At 54.8% G+C, this 15568-nt stretch carries 13 protein-coding genes; 2 read left to right on the top strand and 11 right to left on the bottom strand.

Going from position 1 to position 15568, the window contains the following annotated elements:
- Positions 1 to 9 precede the first annotated feature (9 nt).
- Entirely contained in the window at positions 10 to 1251 is a 1242-nt protein-coding gene (locus CTZ24_RS21300) for an urea ABC transporter substrate-binding protein (RefSeq protein ID WP_208726383.1), read from the bottom strand.
- A gap of 361 nt (positions 1252 to 1612) precedes the next feature.
- On the opposite strand from CTZ24_RS21300, the gene CTZ24_RS21295 reads away from it, so the two are divergent.
- Positions 1613 to 2251 (top strand): LysE family translocator, encoded by a 639-nt coding sequence (locus CTZ24_RS21295; protein ID WP_208726381.1) that lies wholly within the window; start codon positions 1613 to 1615, stop codon positions 2249 to 2251.
- Here CTZ24_RS21295 and CTZ24_RS21290 read toward each other — a convergent pair.
- The 6 genes from CTZ24_RS21290 to CTZ24_RS21265 form a co-directional block, all read right to left on the bottom strand.
- Positions 2227 to 3003, bottom strand: a complete 777-nt coding sequence (locus tag CTZ24_RS21290) for a helix-turn-helix transcriptional regulator (protein ID WP_437180286.1) — start codon at positions 3001 to 3003, stop codon at positions 2227 to 2229. The two genes, CTZ24_RS21295 and CTZ24_RS21290, sit on opposite strands and share 25 nt — an antisense overlap.
- 31 nt (positions 3004 to 3034) lie before the next feature.
- On the bottom strand, positions 3035 to 5164 hold the full coding sequence (locus tag CTZ24_RS21285) for a pentapeptide repeat-containing protein (protein WP_208726371.1): 2130 nt from the start codon (positions 5162 to 5164) through the stop codon (positions 3035 to 3037).
- Positions 5165 to 5327: 163 nt separating this feature from the next.
- Positions 5328 to 6128, bottom strand: a complete 801-nt coding sequence (locus CTZ24_RS21280; RefSeq protein WP_208726369.1) for an inositol monophosphatase family protein — start codon at positions 6126 to 6128, stop codon at positions 5328 to 5330.
- A gap of 12 nt (positions 6129 to 6140) precedes the next feature.
- Positions 6141 to 7193 (bottom strand): ABC transporter ATP-binding protein, encoded by a 1053-nt coding sequence (locus CTZ24_RS21275; protein WP_208726367.1) that lies wholly within the window; start codon positions 7191 to 7193, stop codon positions 6141 to 6143.
- On the bottom strand, positions 7190 to 9421 hold the full coding sequence (locus CTZ24_RS21270; RefSeq protein ID WP_208726365.1) for an ABC transporter permease: 2232 nt from the start codon (positions 9419 to 9421) through the stop codon (positions 7190 to 7192). The genes CTZ24_RS21275 and CTZ24_RS21270 overlap by 4 nt, the downstream gene beginning before the upstream one ends.
- 71 nt (positions 9422 to 9492) lie before the next feature.
- Positions 9493 to 10521 carry an ABC transporter substrate-binding protein gene (locus CTZ24_RS21265; RefSeq protein ID WP_208726363.1) on the bottom strand — a complete coding sequence of 343 codons (1029 nt, stop codon included), beginning with the start codon at positions 10519 to 10521 and terminating at the stop codon, positions 9493 to 9495.
- Positions 10522 to 10740: 219 nt separating this feature from the next.
- Here CTZ24_RS21265 and CTZ24_RS21260 point away from each other — a divergent pair, with 219 nt between their 5' ends.
- Positions 10741 to 11763 carry a LacI family DNA-binding transcriptional regulator gene (locus CTZ24_RS21260; protein WP_208726361.1) on the top strand — a complete coding sequence of 341 codons (1023 nt, stop codon included), beginning with the start codon at positions 10741 to 10743 and terminating at the stop codon, positions 11761 to 11763.
- A gap of 108 nt (positions 11764 to 11871) precedes the next feature.
- On the opposite strand, the gene argE is transcribed toward CTZ24_RS21260, so the two are convergent.
- From argE to CTZ24_RS21240, 4 genes are read right to left on the bottom strand one after another with little or no spacing between them, the layout of a single operon-like run.
- The gene (gene argE / locus CTZ24_RS21255; protein WP_208726359.1) at positions 11872 to 13017 is read right to left on the bottom strand and encodes an acetylornithine deacetylase; all 1146 of its coding nucleotides are present in this window, start codon (positions 13015 to 13017) and stop codon (positions 11872 to 11874) included.
- Positions 13010 to 13684, bottom strand: a complete 675-nt coding sequence (locus tag CTZ24_RS21250) for a DUF1028 domain-containing protein (protein WP_208726357.1) — start codon at positions 13682 to 13684, stop codon at positions 13010 to 13012. The genes argE and CTZ24_RS21250 overlap by 8 nt, the downstream gene beginning before the upstream one ends.
- Complete coding sequence (locus CTZ24_RS21245) at positions 13681 to 14106, bottom strand: RidA family protein (RefSeq protein ID WP_013511436.1); 426 nt, start codon at positions 14104 to 14106, stop codon at positions 13681 to 13683. Before CTZ24_RS21245 ends, CTZ24_RS21250 begins: the two co-directional genes overlap by 4 nt.
- A 17-nt stretch (positions 14107 to 14123) precedes the next feature.
- Positions 14124 to 15392, bottom strand: coding sequence for a flavin-containing monooxygenase (locus tag CTZ24_RS21240; RefSeq protein WP_208726356.1), 1269 nt, complete (start codon positions 15390 to 15392; stop codon positions 14124 to 14126).
- Between the last annotated feature and the right edge of the window lie 176 nt (positions 15393 to 15568).

Below are 15568 nucleotides of genomic sequence, written 5' to 3'. Positions count from 1 at the left end.
TGGCTCCTGTTACAGCTCGATTTGATACTGTTTGGTGTCGCGTGGATTTTTCTTCAGATCGCACACCATCGCGGTATCACTCGGTGCCTGATCGGTGAAGGTTTCCAGAATCTTCATCTGATGGTTTTCCACTTCGGCGATATGCACATCCAGCGTGCAGTGATGGGTGGCAGGATCGACCGTGACTTTGCCGCTCGGCGACGCCACGGTGATGCCGGATTCCAGCGCTTCAATCACCTTCATGCGGTCCACCGAACCGGCTTTGCGCACCCCTTCCGCCCAAATCAACATGCCCTGATAGGCACCCATCGCCAGATCGCTGATATACGGCGTGCTGGTGCCATATTTGGCGTGGAATTTCTGCACAAAGGCCTGGTTTTCTGGCGTCGGGATTTCCTGCATATAGTTTGCGGCCACCAGAATGCCGTTGCTTTCCTCCGGCGAGAGGATGATATGTTCGTTACCACCACCAAACACCGTCGAGGCAATCGGAATCTTGCCGCTCATGCCCGCCGCGTGCCACTGGCGATAGAAGGAGATATGCGCGCCGCCCACCAGCGCCGACCAGACGATATCGGGTTTTGCGCTCTGGATTTTCGAGATAGCGGCACCAAAATCGGTCACATCAAGTGGGAAGAACTCCACCGTTACCACTTCACCGCCGTTGTCATGTACCGACTTTTTCACCCACGCGGAGACGATTTGACCGTAGTTGTAATCCGCCGCCACGACGTAGATTTTCTTGCCCCACTTTTTCATGGCGTAAGGCACCAGCTTTTCCACGGTCTGCGCCGGCGTGGAGCCAGAGGAGAAGTAGTTGCGGTCACACACGCCGCCTTCGTACTGTGCCGGATAAAAGTAGAGTGAACGGAAACGGTCCAGCACCGGACGGATAACCTCACGCGAGGCGGAGGTAATGCCGCCCTGCACCACCGCAACCTTATCTTTCAACGCCGCCTGCTGCGCATACTGCGCGTAAAGCTGCATATTGGATTGCGCATCGTAGTTGATCATCTGAAGCGGGCGGCCCAGCAAGCCGCCTGCGGCATTGATATCATCCGCCGCCAGATTGATGGCGTTCGACATCGGTTTACCGTAAATATCCAGGCCACCCGACAGGTCAAGAATGGTCGCCACTTTAATCGCGTCTTTATTGTCTGCCGCAAAACTCATTTTCGGCGCAACGCCCGCAGCCAGACCTAATGCCGATAATGCAGATCCCTGAAGAAATGAACGACGACTAATAGCCATAGCACCCTCTTAAAGAAGTGATGAGTTAGAAAGAATGGATTTCCGGTGAGATCCGGACAGGGTGAAACCAGCAGCTGGCAGACAACGCTGTCTGCATAAAAAGAAGTGATTGCCACAACGCTGGGGCAATAAGATTTAGCAAGCAATAAGCGGGCCAGATTTAATTTTCCAGCCAGGCTCAGAATATTCGCGCTTTAACACAACCAGTCAGACCTGCGGTGCACTTTTTAGCAGCATTCAGCACCACAAGATTGCACTCATTCGTAGCGGCGCGATTTATCGCGCAATTCTTTCCAATACCCGCCCGCCGCAACATGGTTTAATAGCGCCACTCTTACCAACGCGGGATGCGTGTTTACTTATGTTGCAGTTTTCAAATGGTTTTCTGTTGAGTTTATCGTTGTGCCTCGACATCGGGCTGGCGAATATCGCCATGATCACCCTGGCGATGCAGCGCGGTTATTTCCACGGTTTCTGGCTGGGAATTGGCACCTGCATTGGTGATTTAATCTACGCGCTGCTGGCGTTGGCAGGGATGGCGGTGGTGCTGCAATTTGCCGCCGTGCGCTGGGTGTTATGGATTGGCGGCGGCGCGTTGTTGATCTGGTTTGCGGTGAAAATGCTGCTGGCCGCGTATCGTTCCGTCACCGCCATCAATATGTCAGAACAGCAGCCGCAACGTTCGCTGCTGCGTGAGTTCAGCCGTGGAGTCATGCTGGCGATGTCATCGCCCACCGCCATTTTGTGGTTTGCCAGCGTCGGCGGCGCGCTGATTTCACGCATGGGACATGGTAATGCCGGATCGACATCATGGTTCCTGAGCGGCTTCTTTATCGCCGGGGTGTTCTGGACATGCGTATTGTGTCTGGTAGGCAGCATGGGCGGGAAACTGCTGGGGCAGCGCCTGCTGAAATATTCTTATCTCGCCTCAGCGCTGATCTTTTGTTACTTCGCAGTTTACGTAATCGGTTCGGGCTATCGCGAATTTATTCTTAGCTGATGCGCATAATGATGCGGCGTGGTGCCCATCACTTTGCGGAAAGCATTGATAAAATGGCTTTGGTCATAAAAGCCGAGTTGCAGCGCGGCATCCTGTGCATGCACACCCCGCCGCAATAGCTCGCGCGCATGATGCAACCGCAGCTGCATATGATATTGCAGCGGCGGCATGCCGGTCAGTTGGGTGAAACGCCGGACCAGATGGTATTTGCTCAGCCCCACCTGCTGTGCCAGCGTTGCCAGTTGCGGTTTGCTGCTCAGGTTGGCACGCAGATACTCTTTTACCTGTACCATCAGCTGAGCATCCCCCTGATGGCGACTGGCGGAATCATCCAACAATTCGCCACACAACCACATCAGTTGTTGTTCCTGCAACCCTTCATCGTGCTGACGCGTTGCGTCAGCATAATCGCAGATGGCCGCGAACAGCGGCGAGTGATGGAACGCTCCTTCGCGTAGGGCGGGTGTCCCGGCCAGGACCGACTGAGGCAGATGCACGCTGATAAAACTGACCGGTTCCACGCTGAACTGTGACGCCTGAACAGAGGTCGGATTGTACACCGTCACTTGCCCGGCCTGCGCCTCGTATGACTTACCATCCAGCCAGATCGCCTCACGGCCACTCAGATTGGCGCAAACCACATATTCATCGTGCAAATGGCGTGGAAAAGCGCTGTCGCTGGCAGTGACACGCGAACACTCTATCCCGTTGCGGGCAAACCATTCAGAAGCAAATAACGGCACAAGAACCATCCGGTTGCGGATAACGCGTGGTATAACAGCATCAGTCGTCACCAAATGCAACCAGGGGATATAACTCATTGAGTATGTTTTGGGTTTCCTGCTCCGCCAAAAATGGAAATTTATAGTTCTTTATTGTTGATAAGAATGTTTGCGCATCGCGTTCCGTCTCTAACCCCTTCGTTATTAACGCTTTTTCCCACCGTTCTCTTTCATATTTGCTAAACAATGGAGAGAAGCTTTCGCAAGCATACATAAACATTTTCTTTATCGGCTCCACCAACCATTTTGCCAGATCCATGCTTGTCCCTAAATATTGCTGAGTTGACAGTTCAACGAATAGCTTTATTAATGCAATGACTGCAACTGATTGCTGTTGTTCTGTCGTATAAGATGAGTAAACAGGATGGTTGGAAAACTGCTTGCATACCTGATCAATCAATTTCTGGCAATTTTCCCGATAAGAAGAACCGCAAAAAGGTGATAACAGCTTTGGCAATAATTTTCTGTGGCGAAACAGGGTATCTTTTTTCACACTGCGGTGAAGCAGCAAAGAATGAATATGCTCGACAATATCATTCACATCGTTTACTTCCGTCGTTGACAATGTATCACGATAGCTGAAGAGTAAGCTAATCATTGGCCGGGGAGCGTATTCAGCATGACGCCACAGCGTATTGAGCAAAGGGTTTTTATGGCGAATATCAGCCACTGCCTCTGCGGATGTGATGACCTTCTCAATCTCTCCGGTTTGTTTATGATAGCGGATTAGCTGGGGGTGTTTCGGGGCAGCTTCTGCCTCAAGTAAACGACCAAAATCCTTTTCCGAAAGACAGACAATTTCGCTCTTTTCTTCGTTGATAAACAGATAAGGGCATTCAGATAAGTGCTGTTCTGCATACGCTATAAGTTCGGCAAACCGTGCACTTTTCATCATAGAGCCGAATAAGATCTCCTTGCTGGCAGCCAGCTGATTGATCACCACTTGAAGGCGCATAACTCTCTCAACGGGCAATGTCTCCAGCAACATGCTGAGATCATTCTTCTCAGCATCATCGGGGCGTAATAACTCATATTGGTAGTGCTGAAATAACAGATTTTCTCTGAAAAGTTGTATTGCCGTACAAGCTGAATAGAGAGGATCGCGCAGCTCTGCAATTAATGCACGCCGTATCGACTTATCCCGCAAGCAGGCCGTTAACGCCGGTGTAGATTGCTTGATATGCCTTACCATTTGATTGACAGCATCCACTACAATGCGGCTGTTTTTTTCTTTCATGCTCCTCATCATAAGGATAAAAAACGCCCCTTTCTCAGGGCACACCGAGCATCTTAAACTTTCAATCTTTTGGAACATATCAGGGTGCCAGGTGATATCATCCTCTTGATAGTTTTCACAAATTATCCCAGCACCATCAACAGGCCCTGTTATTTTCAATCCCAGCCATTTGCTTTGAGAAATGTTCACATTGGAGCTGAAGCAAACATAGGCGAGCTGTGGAATGTGTAATACAGCTTCAGAGAAATCAGTTGCGCTAATATCATATCGAACACTTGCATGCCCCAGAAATGCAACGTTATTCAATTTGGTGTTACAAAAAATCAATCCACGCAGATAATTATCATCTCCCGCGAGAAAATGAACATCATTAATCTCAGCCCCACGCAAATTCACATCACATAATGTAAACCCCATAAATTCCGAAGACTTACCATTTCCCAGGCCATATATTCTCAGATTTTCAAAATTGGCATTGGAAATGATAACATGATTCCAATGCAACGGCCTTCCATTGCACACAAGAGTACAGCATCTCAGATGCATACCCTTATGATTTAGAAGGCGGAAAGTTAAGTTCGTAAACAGATGGCCATTAAAATAAAATGCATCATCCTTTTGCAAAATGAAATATTGATTCTCAACAGAAGAAATGACCAAATTTACAAAATTTTTTTTGATATTATTATCAACACTTCCCATATATTCTTTGGAGAATACCTTAAAATCCTCTACTGACACTCGCTTATAATTGACATCAGAGGGAGGATTTAAAGAGTTCGGATTTATATCATAAACATTCCGAACGGTAACTCTGACGGGTGATGCCCCGTGATTATTATCTGATGAACATGTTGAATGTGAAGCTGCGGAAACAGACAGGTCCGACATCATAACTCTCCCTTTGCGAATTCAACCTTAGTGTTTATATCATCTGATTAAATACCGCCTGTGGGCCAGGGAAATTAATAACTCTAAGAAATAAATCAGGATACTTTCACAACTTTTTGATAGCAGAAAGAAATGCAGCGCGAAAAATCGCGCCGCGACATAAAGATTACAATCCGGCAATGCGTTTTAAATCTGCTTCCGCGCCAGGTGCCACCGCCAGCACCTGTGCCCCTTTCAATAACCGTTCACCCGTTGTGTCGAATGGGTGATACCAGCCGCCCGCTTCCTTCACCAGGCAATATCCGGCGAGGCAATCCCAGGCATGCATATAGGGTTCGTAGTAACCCACCACCCGGCCGGCCGCTACCCACGCCAGCATTAATGCCCCCGATCCAATGCGGATAAAGTTACCGCCGGCTGCCAGCAACGCGGCAAGGATTTCACCGACCTTTTCCGGGCTGACATAGCTGTTGGCACCAAAACCGGTGACATGGTTTTGTAGCGTACGGGACGGGTCAACCTGCAAACGCTTACCGTTAAGTGTTGCCCCGTGGCCCAGCGCGGCGACATAGCACTCCTGATAGGTCGGGGCAAAAATCACACCAATCACTGGCACACCCTCGTGCAGCACCGCCACCGAGACACACCAGTTCGGCATACCGTTGAGGAACGGGCTGGTGCCGTCAATCGGGTCCACCACCCAGGTATAGCCGGACGATCCCGCCTGCAAGCCATACTCCTCACCGAGAAAACCGTCATCGGGGAAGTTTTCGCGCATACGCTGTCCGATCATCTGTTCCACCTCACGGTCAGCGCGCGATACCACATCCTGTAAATCGTGCTTGGTTTCCACCACCAGGCTGTCACGCTGTTCAAACCAGCGTAGCGCTGCTGCACCACCCGCGCGCGCCACCTCTTCTGCCAGCGCCAGCCGCGTCAGCAGGGCGTTATGTTCCACGTTACTCATTGTCGCTCCTTGTTATCCGGCAATCAGGGCAAGTCCCTGGGGTTTAAAATCAATCGCGACCGGGGTCGCCAGCGGGTGCTGCTGTTCCATCTGCGCATCGACGATAAACAACGAACCTAATTCGGTCGCCACTTCGTATTCGATATGGTCGCCCAGCCAGGTGCTGTGCGTGACTTCTCCACGCAGCGCGCCACCGTTTTGCTGGCACAGCGTAATAAATTGCGGCCGTACCGAAAGCTGCGCGCTGCCGGTTTTGGCGGCAGTATGGCGCACGCGGTAGCGCTGACTGCCGAGACGCACCAGCGCCTCGCTGCCCTCCACCTGCTCTACTTCGCATGGCAAGATATTCGCCTCGCCCATAAAGTCGGCGATAAACACCGAATTGGGCGTCAGGTAGAGACTTTCCGGCGCGCCCTGCTGGGCAATATCCCCTTCTTTCATGACAATAATTTTATCGGATACCGCCAGCGCCTCTTCCTGATCATGAGTGACATACACCGCCGTAAAACCCAGGCGCTGCTGCAAATCTCGAATATCGGTCCGTACCCGACGGCGCAGGCGTTCATCGAGATTCGACAACGGTTCATCCAGCAGCAGGACCTGCGGTTCCAGTACCAATGCCCGTGCCACCGCAATACGCTGCTGCTGACCACCCGACAGCTCCGACGGCAGTCGCGCCCCCTGATGTTCCAGCCCGACCAGTTTCAACCCGTTACGCGCACGGTCCTGCGCCTCGCGCTTGTTGATGCCTGACGACAGCAGGCCATACATAATGTTGTCGAGCGCGGTCATATGCGGAAACAACGCATAAGATTGAAAAACCATCGCCACATCGCGTTCGTTGGCGGGCAGATGCGTGACATCTTTGCCGCCAATCAGAATCCGCCCGGAAGTGGGATGTTCCAACCCCGCCAGCAGGCGCAGGGTGGTGGTTTTACCGCAACCGGAAGGACCGAGCAGCGTCACCAGGGTGCCGGGTTCCACGGTTAGCGACAGATCCGGCAGCGCGGTAAATCCGGCAAAACGTTTCGAGACGTGTTCAAACACCACGGAACCTGTGTTCATACGACACCTTCCTGAGTTAATGAGGGAGCAGCAGGCGGCGTGGCCGCCTCCACCGGGCGCGCCACACGGCGCAGACGACGTTCACCCACCAGCCACTGAAATACGCCGATGACCAGCAACATCACCACGATCAATACCGTTGAATAGGCGATCGCCACACCGTATTCACCGTTCTCCACCAAGCCGACGATGTAGGAGGTCGCCATGTTGTACTGGGCAGAGACCAGGAAGATCACCGCGCTGATGGAGGTGATGGCACGTACGAAGGCATAGACCAGCGCCGCGCTGATCGCCGGTTTCAGCAACGGCAGCACCACTTTGCGCAACGTGCGGAAACTGTTGGCCCCCAACGTTAACGAGGCTTCATCGAGGCTTTTATCCAGTTGACTCATGGCCGCGATACCGCCGCGCACCCCAACCGGCATATTACGGAACACAAAGCAGGCAATCAGGATCATTGCGGTACCGGTGATCTCCAGCGGCGGCAGGTTGTAGGCCATGACGTAGCTGACGCCAATCACCGTGCCAGGAATGGCGAAACTGAGCATCAACAGAAACTCGAAGGTCTGCCGACCCGCAAACTTCTGCCGCACAATCAGCCAGGCGGTAAGCAGACCAACAATGGCGGTCAAGGGGGCGGCAATCAACGCGATTTCCAGCGTGGTCCAGAAGGAGTTCCACGCCACCCCGCTCCACAACAGATGGCCGTCCGTGAAGGTGATGCGGAATGCGCGGATGTAATGTTCCAGCGTCAGCGTATCGTTCAGCCCCCACGACTGCACAAAGCCTCCCACCAGGATCATGCCGTAGATCACCAGCGTGAACAGGCCCCACGGCAGCACCATGCCGTAGACGCCATAGCGCAGCGCACGCGGTAGCTGACCGTGGTTGCCGCCATCGCCTTTACCGGTGACGGTGGCGAAATTTTTCCCGCCCAGCCACAGGCGTTGCAGGATAAATGCCGCCAACGTGAAGCACAGCAAAATCATGGCCAACACCGCGGCGCGGCTGGGATCGTTCTGCGCCCCGACCACCGAGAAGAAGATCTCTGTCGACAACACGCCGTGGCTACCGCCCAATACCATCGGATTGCCGAAGTCGGCCATGCTTTCGATAAAACTGATGAGAAACGCGTTTGCCAGGCCGGGCGCCATCAACGGGAGCGAAATATGGGTGAAGGTACGCCAGCGATCAGCACGTAGCGTCTGCGATGCCTCTTCCAGCGAGGGGCTGACGCCCTCCACCACCCCAATCAACACCAGAAAAGCGATCGGGGTGAACGACAGCACCTGGGCGATCCAGATGCCAGTAAGGCCGTACAGCCAGCGTCCCGGTTCGATGCCAAATAACGCCGCCAGATGTTCCGTGACCACGCCGGAGCGGCCAAACAACAAGATCAGCGCCAGACCAATAACAAACGGTGGCGTAATGATCGGCAGGATGGTCAGCATACGCAGCGCTTTTTTCATCGGCAATGGCGTGCGTGTCGCGGCCAGCGCAAAAGCCAGTCCGAGCAGCGTCGCACCGCTGGCGGTCATCAGCGCCAGCCACAGCGTGCGCCACGCGGTGCCACAGGTGCCGCCGGTCAGGCAGCCGAAACTCCAGATGGAGGGATCCTGGATATTGCTGATCAAACCATTGGGATTGAAGCTGCCGTCAACGTCCTGCACCGACACCACAAACATACTCAGCACCGGATAAAGCACAAACACGCTGACCAGCGCCGTCAGCAGCACCAGCGAAGCAACCACAAACGCGTCCCCCTTCAAGACCCCCCGCTCGGCCAGCGCGAAAGAGAACAGCAGCAGAAAGGTCGTCAGCATCAGCAACGCTCCGGCCCCCATCGCCGGTTGCCCCTGCTGTAGCGCACCAAACTGGTTTTCCAGCCACAGCCAACTCCAGCCGCTATAGCCAATGGCGTGCCCTTCAACAATCAGAAACAGGACGCCGAGCGCGCTAAACAACAGCAACAAACGGCTACGAATGCCACCGGGTGCCAATAAGCCACAGGCGGCGCACAGCAGATAAAGCGCCACTGTCACCGCCAGCCACGGATGCTGAAAAGCCACCATCTGCCAGAGCGCCGGGGCATTAGCCGCATCGCTCCACAGCGAGAGAATCCAGCCGCCGGAAAAGAAACCGCTTTCGAGGCTGTACCAGGGGAGCAGCGTCAGGGCTAGCGCACCGGCAAGCAACGCGCCGACTAAACGACGATTGTTCGCATTCATAAATCACCTCGACCTGAAAATTCAGGCTGAAGCGGACAGCAGGCCGGAGCCACCGCATCTCAGCATGGATGTTACTGCGCGCTGGCGCCGATCTCTTTGTCCCAGCGGCTGAGCAGTGCTTTGCGTTTGGCGGAGTCGCCGTAGGTTTTGAAGTCGTAATCGATCAGTTTGATATTTTCAAAACGTGGCGCGTATTCAGAGATTTCTGCGTTGCGATTGGACGGCAGCTGGAAGGATTTGGCTTCTTTCATATGCGATTGCGCCTCGGCGCTTAACGCCCAGTCGTACCAGACTTTGGCGTTCGCCAGATTGCGCGCGCCTTTAACAATCGACATCGAACCGATTTCGTAGCCGGTGCCCTCGCACGGCGCAACGGTTTTAATTGGGAAGCCATCCACCTGCATCGCCACCGCATCGTGCATAAACACAATGCCGACCGTGGTTTCACCACGCGCCGCCGCTTTAACCGGCGCAGAACCCGATTTGGTGTATTGCGAGATATTGGCGTTGAGTTTTTTCAGGTAGTCGAATGCCTGATCCTCACCCATGATTTGCACCAGCGTTGCCAGCGTGTTGTAGGCCGTGCCGGAGGAGTTTGGGTTGGCAATCTGGATCTCCCCTTTAAAGGCCGGGTTGAGCAAATCTTTCCAGCAGGCCGGAGCGGGCAATTTTTTATCCGCCAGCAATTTGGTGTTGTAACCCCAGCCAAGTGCGCCCGCATAAATACCCACAGTGCGATAACCGGAGTTTTCTGCCTGCTTCTGCGCCCAGGGCTGTTGCTGGTCGAGCAGCGGTGATTTGTAGACCTGCGTCAATCCCTCATCGGCGGCCTGCATATGGGGATCACCCGTTCCCGCCCACCAGATATCGGTGCGCGGATTACGTGCTTCACTGCGGATGCGGGCATAGGCTTCGCCCGCCGAGAGCCGCACCATATTGACCTGAACATCCGGGTGCGACTGGCTGAAGATGCGCGTCATGTGTTCACACACCACCACATCCGCAGAACAGATCATATTGAGATTACCCGCCGCAGCGGCGGTGAACGGCAGTGCAGTGCAACAGACGGATAGTGCGACGTACAGAGGGGTGTAGCGCATGATGTTCTCCTTGGTTTGCAGGGTGGTGCTTCACTGGCACCTTGTTATTTGCACATGTGTGCAAATTTGTAGAGAACATAAAATAACCTGTCAATCGCCTTGCTGAGCAATTGACAGGTCATGTCACAAAATTGAAACAATTATGACGTGAATCATTTTGCACACCTTTGCAAAATCGGGCAGACTGCTTTGCAACCAGTTAAGGGCGGGAGGTGAGCGATGCAAAATGAGAAAACAGTGATTAGCGCCCAGGATGTGGCGGATCGCGCCGGTGTCTCCCGCTCTGCGGTATCCCGCGCTTTTACGCCAGGCGCCAGCGTTTCAGCCACCACCCGCGCTCGGGTGATGAAAGCCGCTGAGGAGCTGGGTTATCACGTCAATCATCTGGCTCGCGGCCTGGTACGTAATCGCAGCGGTATTGTCTGCCTGGTCGTCTCAGAACTTGCCACGCCCTACCGCGCCAGTCTGGTGCGCTGGTTAACGCAGTTTTTGCAGGAAGCGGGCAAAGTGGCGATGCTGATCAACACCGATCGTTCCGACAACAGCGTCTCCGGCGCACTGCAACAGGCGATTAATTTCCGCGCCGATGCGTCAATCATCTTGTCCGGCATGCCCGACAGCGCCATTACCCGGCAATGCTACAAACACGGTCAGCGCATCATATTGATTAACCGGGATGAGGCAGTGCCCGGCTCCCTCTGCATCAATCTCGATTCGGCGGCCGCTGCTGCAACGGCGGTGATGGCATTTGCCCGCGCCGGGTGTCGCCGCCTGGCGTTTGCTAACTCACTGGCCGGGACACCCAGCCTGATGAAACGCGAGAGTGATTTTCTTACCGCAGCGCAGGCTGCCGGGTTACCGGTGATGGTTGAGCGCTTTGGTACCACTTCCTATGAAAGCGGTCAGATTCTGGCGCATCGCCTACTGACGCGCCCTCAGCGCCCGGACGCCATATTCTGTGTCACTGACCTGGTCGCCTGTGGATTGATGGACGAAGCCCGCCATCGTTTTGGCTTACGTGTACCACAGGATTTGTGCCTGATCGGCTTCGATAATATTGCGCAGGCGGGCTGGTCTTCGTACCACCTCACCACCTTTGCCCAGCCGGTGGAACAATTTGCCCGCGATGCGGTGGACTGGCTGATGCAGGCCGAACGGGAGGAGTCGCTGGAGGTACAACAGCACGACACCCGCCTGTATCAGCCGGATGTCGTGTGGCGTGGGTCGGTGCGCGGGGGGTAAACACTAAGTCAGGGAGATCTTCATGACTTGTTGTCTCGCGCGATAAATCGCGCCGCTACAAAGAGGTGCACGGTTTCGTAGCAGCGCGATTTATCGCGCATTTTTATCTTATTGCATCCATTGACACAAATTAGCCAACATCGCCATACAACGCTCAATCTGTTCAACCGCGATAAACTCATCCGGCTTGTGGCCCTGATCCATACTGCCTGGCCCACAGATCAGCGTGGCGATCCCTGCTTCATCAAACAATCCCCCTTCGGTGCCAAACGCCACCGTGGAGAATTCATCGCTGCCGCTCCACTGCGCCAGCCATTGTGCGAATTGCGACCGGGGATCGGTCAGCAACCCCGGATACTGGCTGATTGGCAGAAAACGGATTGCGCTTGCCAACGCCACCGCCTGCATCTGCGGTAACAATTCCTGCCGGGCAAACTGTTCAACCTCGGCAATCACCCCCTGCACATCGTCATCCGGCAGATAACGGATCTCAAAATCAAACTGACAATCCTGCGGCACAATATTTAACGCACTGCCCCCCTTAATCACCCCGGTTTGTAAGGTACTGAAAGGCGGATCAAAACGCGTGTCCTGGCGCTGTTTGAGCTGCTGCGCCGCTTCACCCAGACGATTAATCAGCTTTGCTGCATACTCGATGGCATTCACCCCGGATGGCGCATAGGCGGAGTGACAGGCGTGGCCCTGCACCTGACAACGCAACCCAATCTTGCCTTTGTGTCCATACACCGGGCGCATTTCCGTCGGTTCGCCGATGATACACATCAAGGGTTTCTCTGCCGAAGCGCGCAGGTAATCCACCATGCTGCGCACCCCAAGGCATCCGACCTCCTCGTCATAGGAGAAGGCCAGGTGCAACGGCATGCGCAAGGGTTGCGCCAGAAACCCATCCAGCGATGCCAGCACGCAGGCGAGGAATCCCTTCATATCGGCACTGCCGCGCCCGTAATAACGTTCGTGTTGTTCGGTCAGGGCAAAGGGTGGCACGGACCAGTTCTGCCCGTCGACCGGCACCACATCGGTATGACCGGAGAGCATCACCCCGCCCGCACCCGCCGGTCCGAGCCGTGCATACAGATTAGCTTTGCGCCCGCTGTCATCCATGATGCGCTGAGACGCGATACCGCGCCGGGCGAGAAAGTCCTCAATCCAGCTAATTAAGGCCAGGTTAGATTCGCGGCTGGTGGTATCAAACGCCAGCAACGCCGTCAGGATCTCGCGAACGGCATTACTCATCGCCGGGTACGCCGTAACTTGGGGCATCACGCGGATCGAGCGCGCGCGTCACATAGGCCTGCATCTGCGGCTCATAGGCCAGCCACAACGCATTCAGTTGCGCCAGCGGGTCCTGTTCCGCCCAGTCAACGCGCAGATCCACCAACGGCCAGGTGTAATCATCCACCACCTTCACCGCCGCTGAATGCACCGGCCCGGCTTCGCCCCCGGCGTTGATCCCGGCCTGCAATGCCGCAATCAGTCGGCTGGTGAGTTCGCCGGTCGCCGCTTCAAATGCGGTTATCATGGCGTTAATCACCGCCTTATCCGCCAGCATATTCCCCGCAGCCACGCAATTGTCACCCTGCGCCACGTTATAAATGCCAAGGGTTTTATCGCCGCTGAAAGCCGCGATCTTGCCGCTGGCGTCAATCACCGTCACCTGGCGATATTCGCTAAAGCGGTCTTCCGCCAGCGCACTTTTCAGCGCCTGTTCCGGTGCCTGGCCCGCTTCCAGATGCGCGAGGATCTGCTGCCCGAGCGCGGGCAGCGTGATGTTCTGACTGGAGACGGCACCAATGCCAGCCACCAGCCACGGGCAGCGTGCGCCCACAGCGATGCTGGACGAACTGATGGCGATACCCAACTGACCAGACTCGGTGCAACGGGCGGCAATCGATAAGGTCATTTTGCCTCCCAGTCGTCCGGGATCACCGCGATCACGTCAATTTCCATCAGCCACTGCGGCTGTGCCAGTGCCGAAACCACCAGCCCGGTGGAGATCGGGAACACTCCTTTCAACCATTTACCCACTTCCTGGTAAACCGGCTCACGATAACGCGGGTCGATGATGTAGGTGGTGGTTTTAACGATATGGCTGAGATCGCTGCCCGCCTCCTCCAGCAGTTGCTTGAGGTTTTTCATCGCCTGCTCGGTTTGCGCACGCGGATCGCCCAGCCCCACCAGGTTGCCTTCAAAATCGGTGCCGACCTGACCGCGCACGTAGACGGTGTTACCCGCGCGCACCGCCTGACACAGGTCGTTGTCCAGCGTCTGATTGGGATAGGTTTCTTTGGTGTTAAACATACGAATACGTTGATGAGTTGGCATAACGGTTCCTGTCGATATCAAAGCGAGTCTGAAGGTGCGCGGTATTGTTGATACTGGCGCTGAATAGCAATCTGGTCGGCGATAAATTTGGCATCGTGCCAGACGCCCCAGATAAAGGTGGATCCCCGGCGCGACAACCAGGGTAAGCCAAGGAAGTAGACGCCCGGCTCACTGGAAACGCCGCGCTGATGCTGCGGTTTACCCTGTTCGTTGAAGGCATTAACCTTCAGCCAGCTGTAATCGGTAACATAGCCCGTGGCCCAGATAATGCTGGTGATCCCGGCGTCAGTAAGATTCAGCGATAACTGAGGATGCGTGACGCAGGCGGGATCTGCGAGGAACTCACGCGCTGCCGGTTCTGGCGGTAAATCCAGGCCGTTACGGGCGATGTACGCATCAGCGGCGTCAAGCAGCGCCAGATAGTTTTCATCACCGCGTTGGATGTTCACAGCAAGATCGTTCTGGAAACGTACCGTCTCATCGTCAAAACTTTCGGTCAGACCAACCAGGTTAACACCCTGCGCCGCCAGACGGCGGAAATCCACGGTATGACCACCGCGCGCCCCGCTGACTGCGATGGTGACGTGCTCTTTACCCGGCTGGCTGGCTGCGGCGTCCCACAATCCCAACACCCCCAGCCACCAGCAGAAATCGCGGCCACGATAGGCACGCGGTGGACGATCGTGCGGCCCAACCGACAGCCACACCGGTTTTCCGGCACGTTGCAGTTCATCCGCGATCTGCACCCCGGACGATCCGGCACCAATGACCAACACCCCACCTTCCGGTAGTTGCTGCGGATTTTTGTAATCGGCTGAATGCAACTGCTGCACCCGGCTGAGCTGCGGCGCAATCGCCGGGATCACCGGGCGCTGGAACGGGCCGGTGGCAGCCACCACACGTTGTGCATTAATCACGCCTTCAGAAGTGGTCACGGTGAAACCGGCCTGCCCCTGATTACGTTCTACGCTCAGCACTTCAACACCAGTGCGAATCGGTGACTGATTCATAGCGGCATAGCTGACAAAATAATCGGCGACCTGTTCTTTCGCCACAAAACTGTCTGGCGAGCAACCGGGAAACTCCATGCCCGGAAAGCGGTCATGCCATGCCGGACCATTGGCAACCAGCGAATCCCAGCGGCGGCTGCGCCAGGATTCAGCAATACGATTTTTCTCCAGTACCAGATGCGGAATATCGAGGCGCGTCAGGTGCTCGCTCATGGCAACCCCGGCCTGACCCGCACCAATAATAAGCGTGTCTATCTCAGTTTTTAATGGCGTCATTTTGATGTCCTTCGTCCCGCATGGTGACGGGAATTAACTACTTAAGAAGGACCCAAGACTAGGGGAGCGGATGATGACGGTAAAATATTATAAAGTGAGTGTCTGAATAGAAAATATTTAACCAGTCGATAACAGGCAGGAAAAAACTTATCGGTGGATTATTTTGCAAATATTTT

Source organism: Pantoea phytobeneficialis (assembly GCF_009728735.1).
GTDB lineage: Bacteria > Pseudomonadota > Gammaproteobacteria > Enterobacterales > Enterobacteriaceae > Pantoea > Pantoea phytobeneficialis.
The sequence above is the reverse complement of the archived record's forward strand: the minus strand, read 5'-3'. Positions and strand labels throughout refer to the sequence as shown.

Coding starts and splice junctions, on each gene's coding strand:
- CTZ24_RS21300 (WP_208726383.1), bottom strand. CDS start 1,251: ATGGCTATTAGTCGTCGTTCATTTCTTCAGGGATCTGCATTATCGGCA.
- CTZ24_RS21295 (WP_208726381.1), top strand. CDS start 1,613: ATGTTGCAGTTTTCAAATGGTTTTCTGTTGAGTTTATCGTTGTGCCTC.
- CTZ24_RS21290 (WP_437180286.1), bottom strand. CDS start 3,003: ATGGTTCTTGTGCCGTTATTTGCTTCTGAATGGTTTGCCCGCAACGGG.
- CTZ24_RS21285 (WP_208726371.1), bottom strand. CDS start 5,164: ATGATGTCGGACCTGTCTGTTTCCGCAGCTTCACATTCAACATGTTCA.
- CTZ24_RS21280 (WP_208726369.1), bottom strand. CDS start 6,128: ATGAGTAACGTGGAACATAACGCCCTGCTGACGCGGCTGGCGCTGGCA.
- CTZ24_RS21275 (WP_208726367.1), bottom strand. CDS start 7,193: ATGAACACAGGTTCCGTGGTGTTTGAACACGTCTCGAAACGTTTTGCC.
- CTZ24_RS21270 (WP_208726365.1), bottom strand. CDS start 9,421: ATGAATGCGAACAATCGTCGTTTAGTCGGCGCGTTGCTTGCCGGTGCG.
- CTZ24_RS21265 (WP_208726363.1), bottom strand. CDS start 10,521: ATGCGCTACACCCCTCTGTACGTCGCACTATCCGTCTGTTGCACTGCA.
- CTZ24_RS21260 (WP_208726361.1), top strand. CDS start 10,741: ATGCAAAATGAGAAAACAGTGATTAGCGCCCAGGATGTGGCGGATCGC.
- argE (WP_208726359.1), bottom strand. CDS start 13,017: ATGAGTAATGCCGTTCGCGAGATCCTGACGGCGTTGCTGGCGTTTGAT.
- CTZ24_RS21250 (WP_208726357.1), bottom strand. CDS start 13,684: ATGACCTTATCGATTGCCGCCCGTTGCACCGAGTCTGGTCAGTTGGGT.
- CTZ24_RS21245 (WP_013511436.1), bottom strand. CDS start 14,106: ATGCCAACTCATCAACGTATTCGTATGTTTAACACCAAAGAAACCTAT.
- CTZ24_RS21240 (WP_208726356.1), bottom strand. CDS start 15,392: ATGACGCCATTAAAAACTGAGATAGACACGCTTATTATTGGTGCGGGT.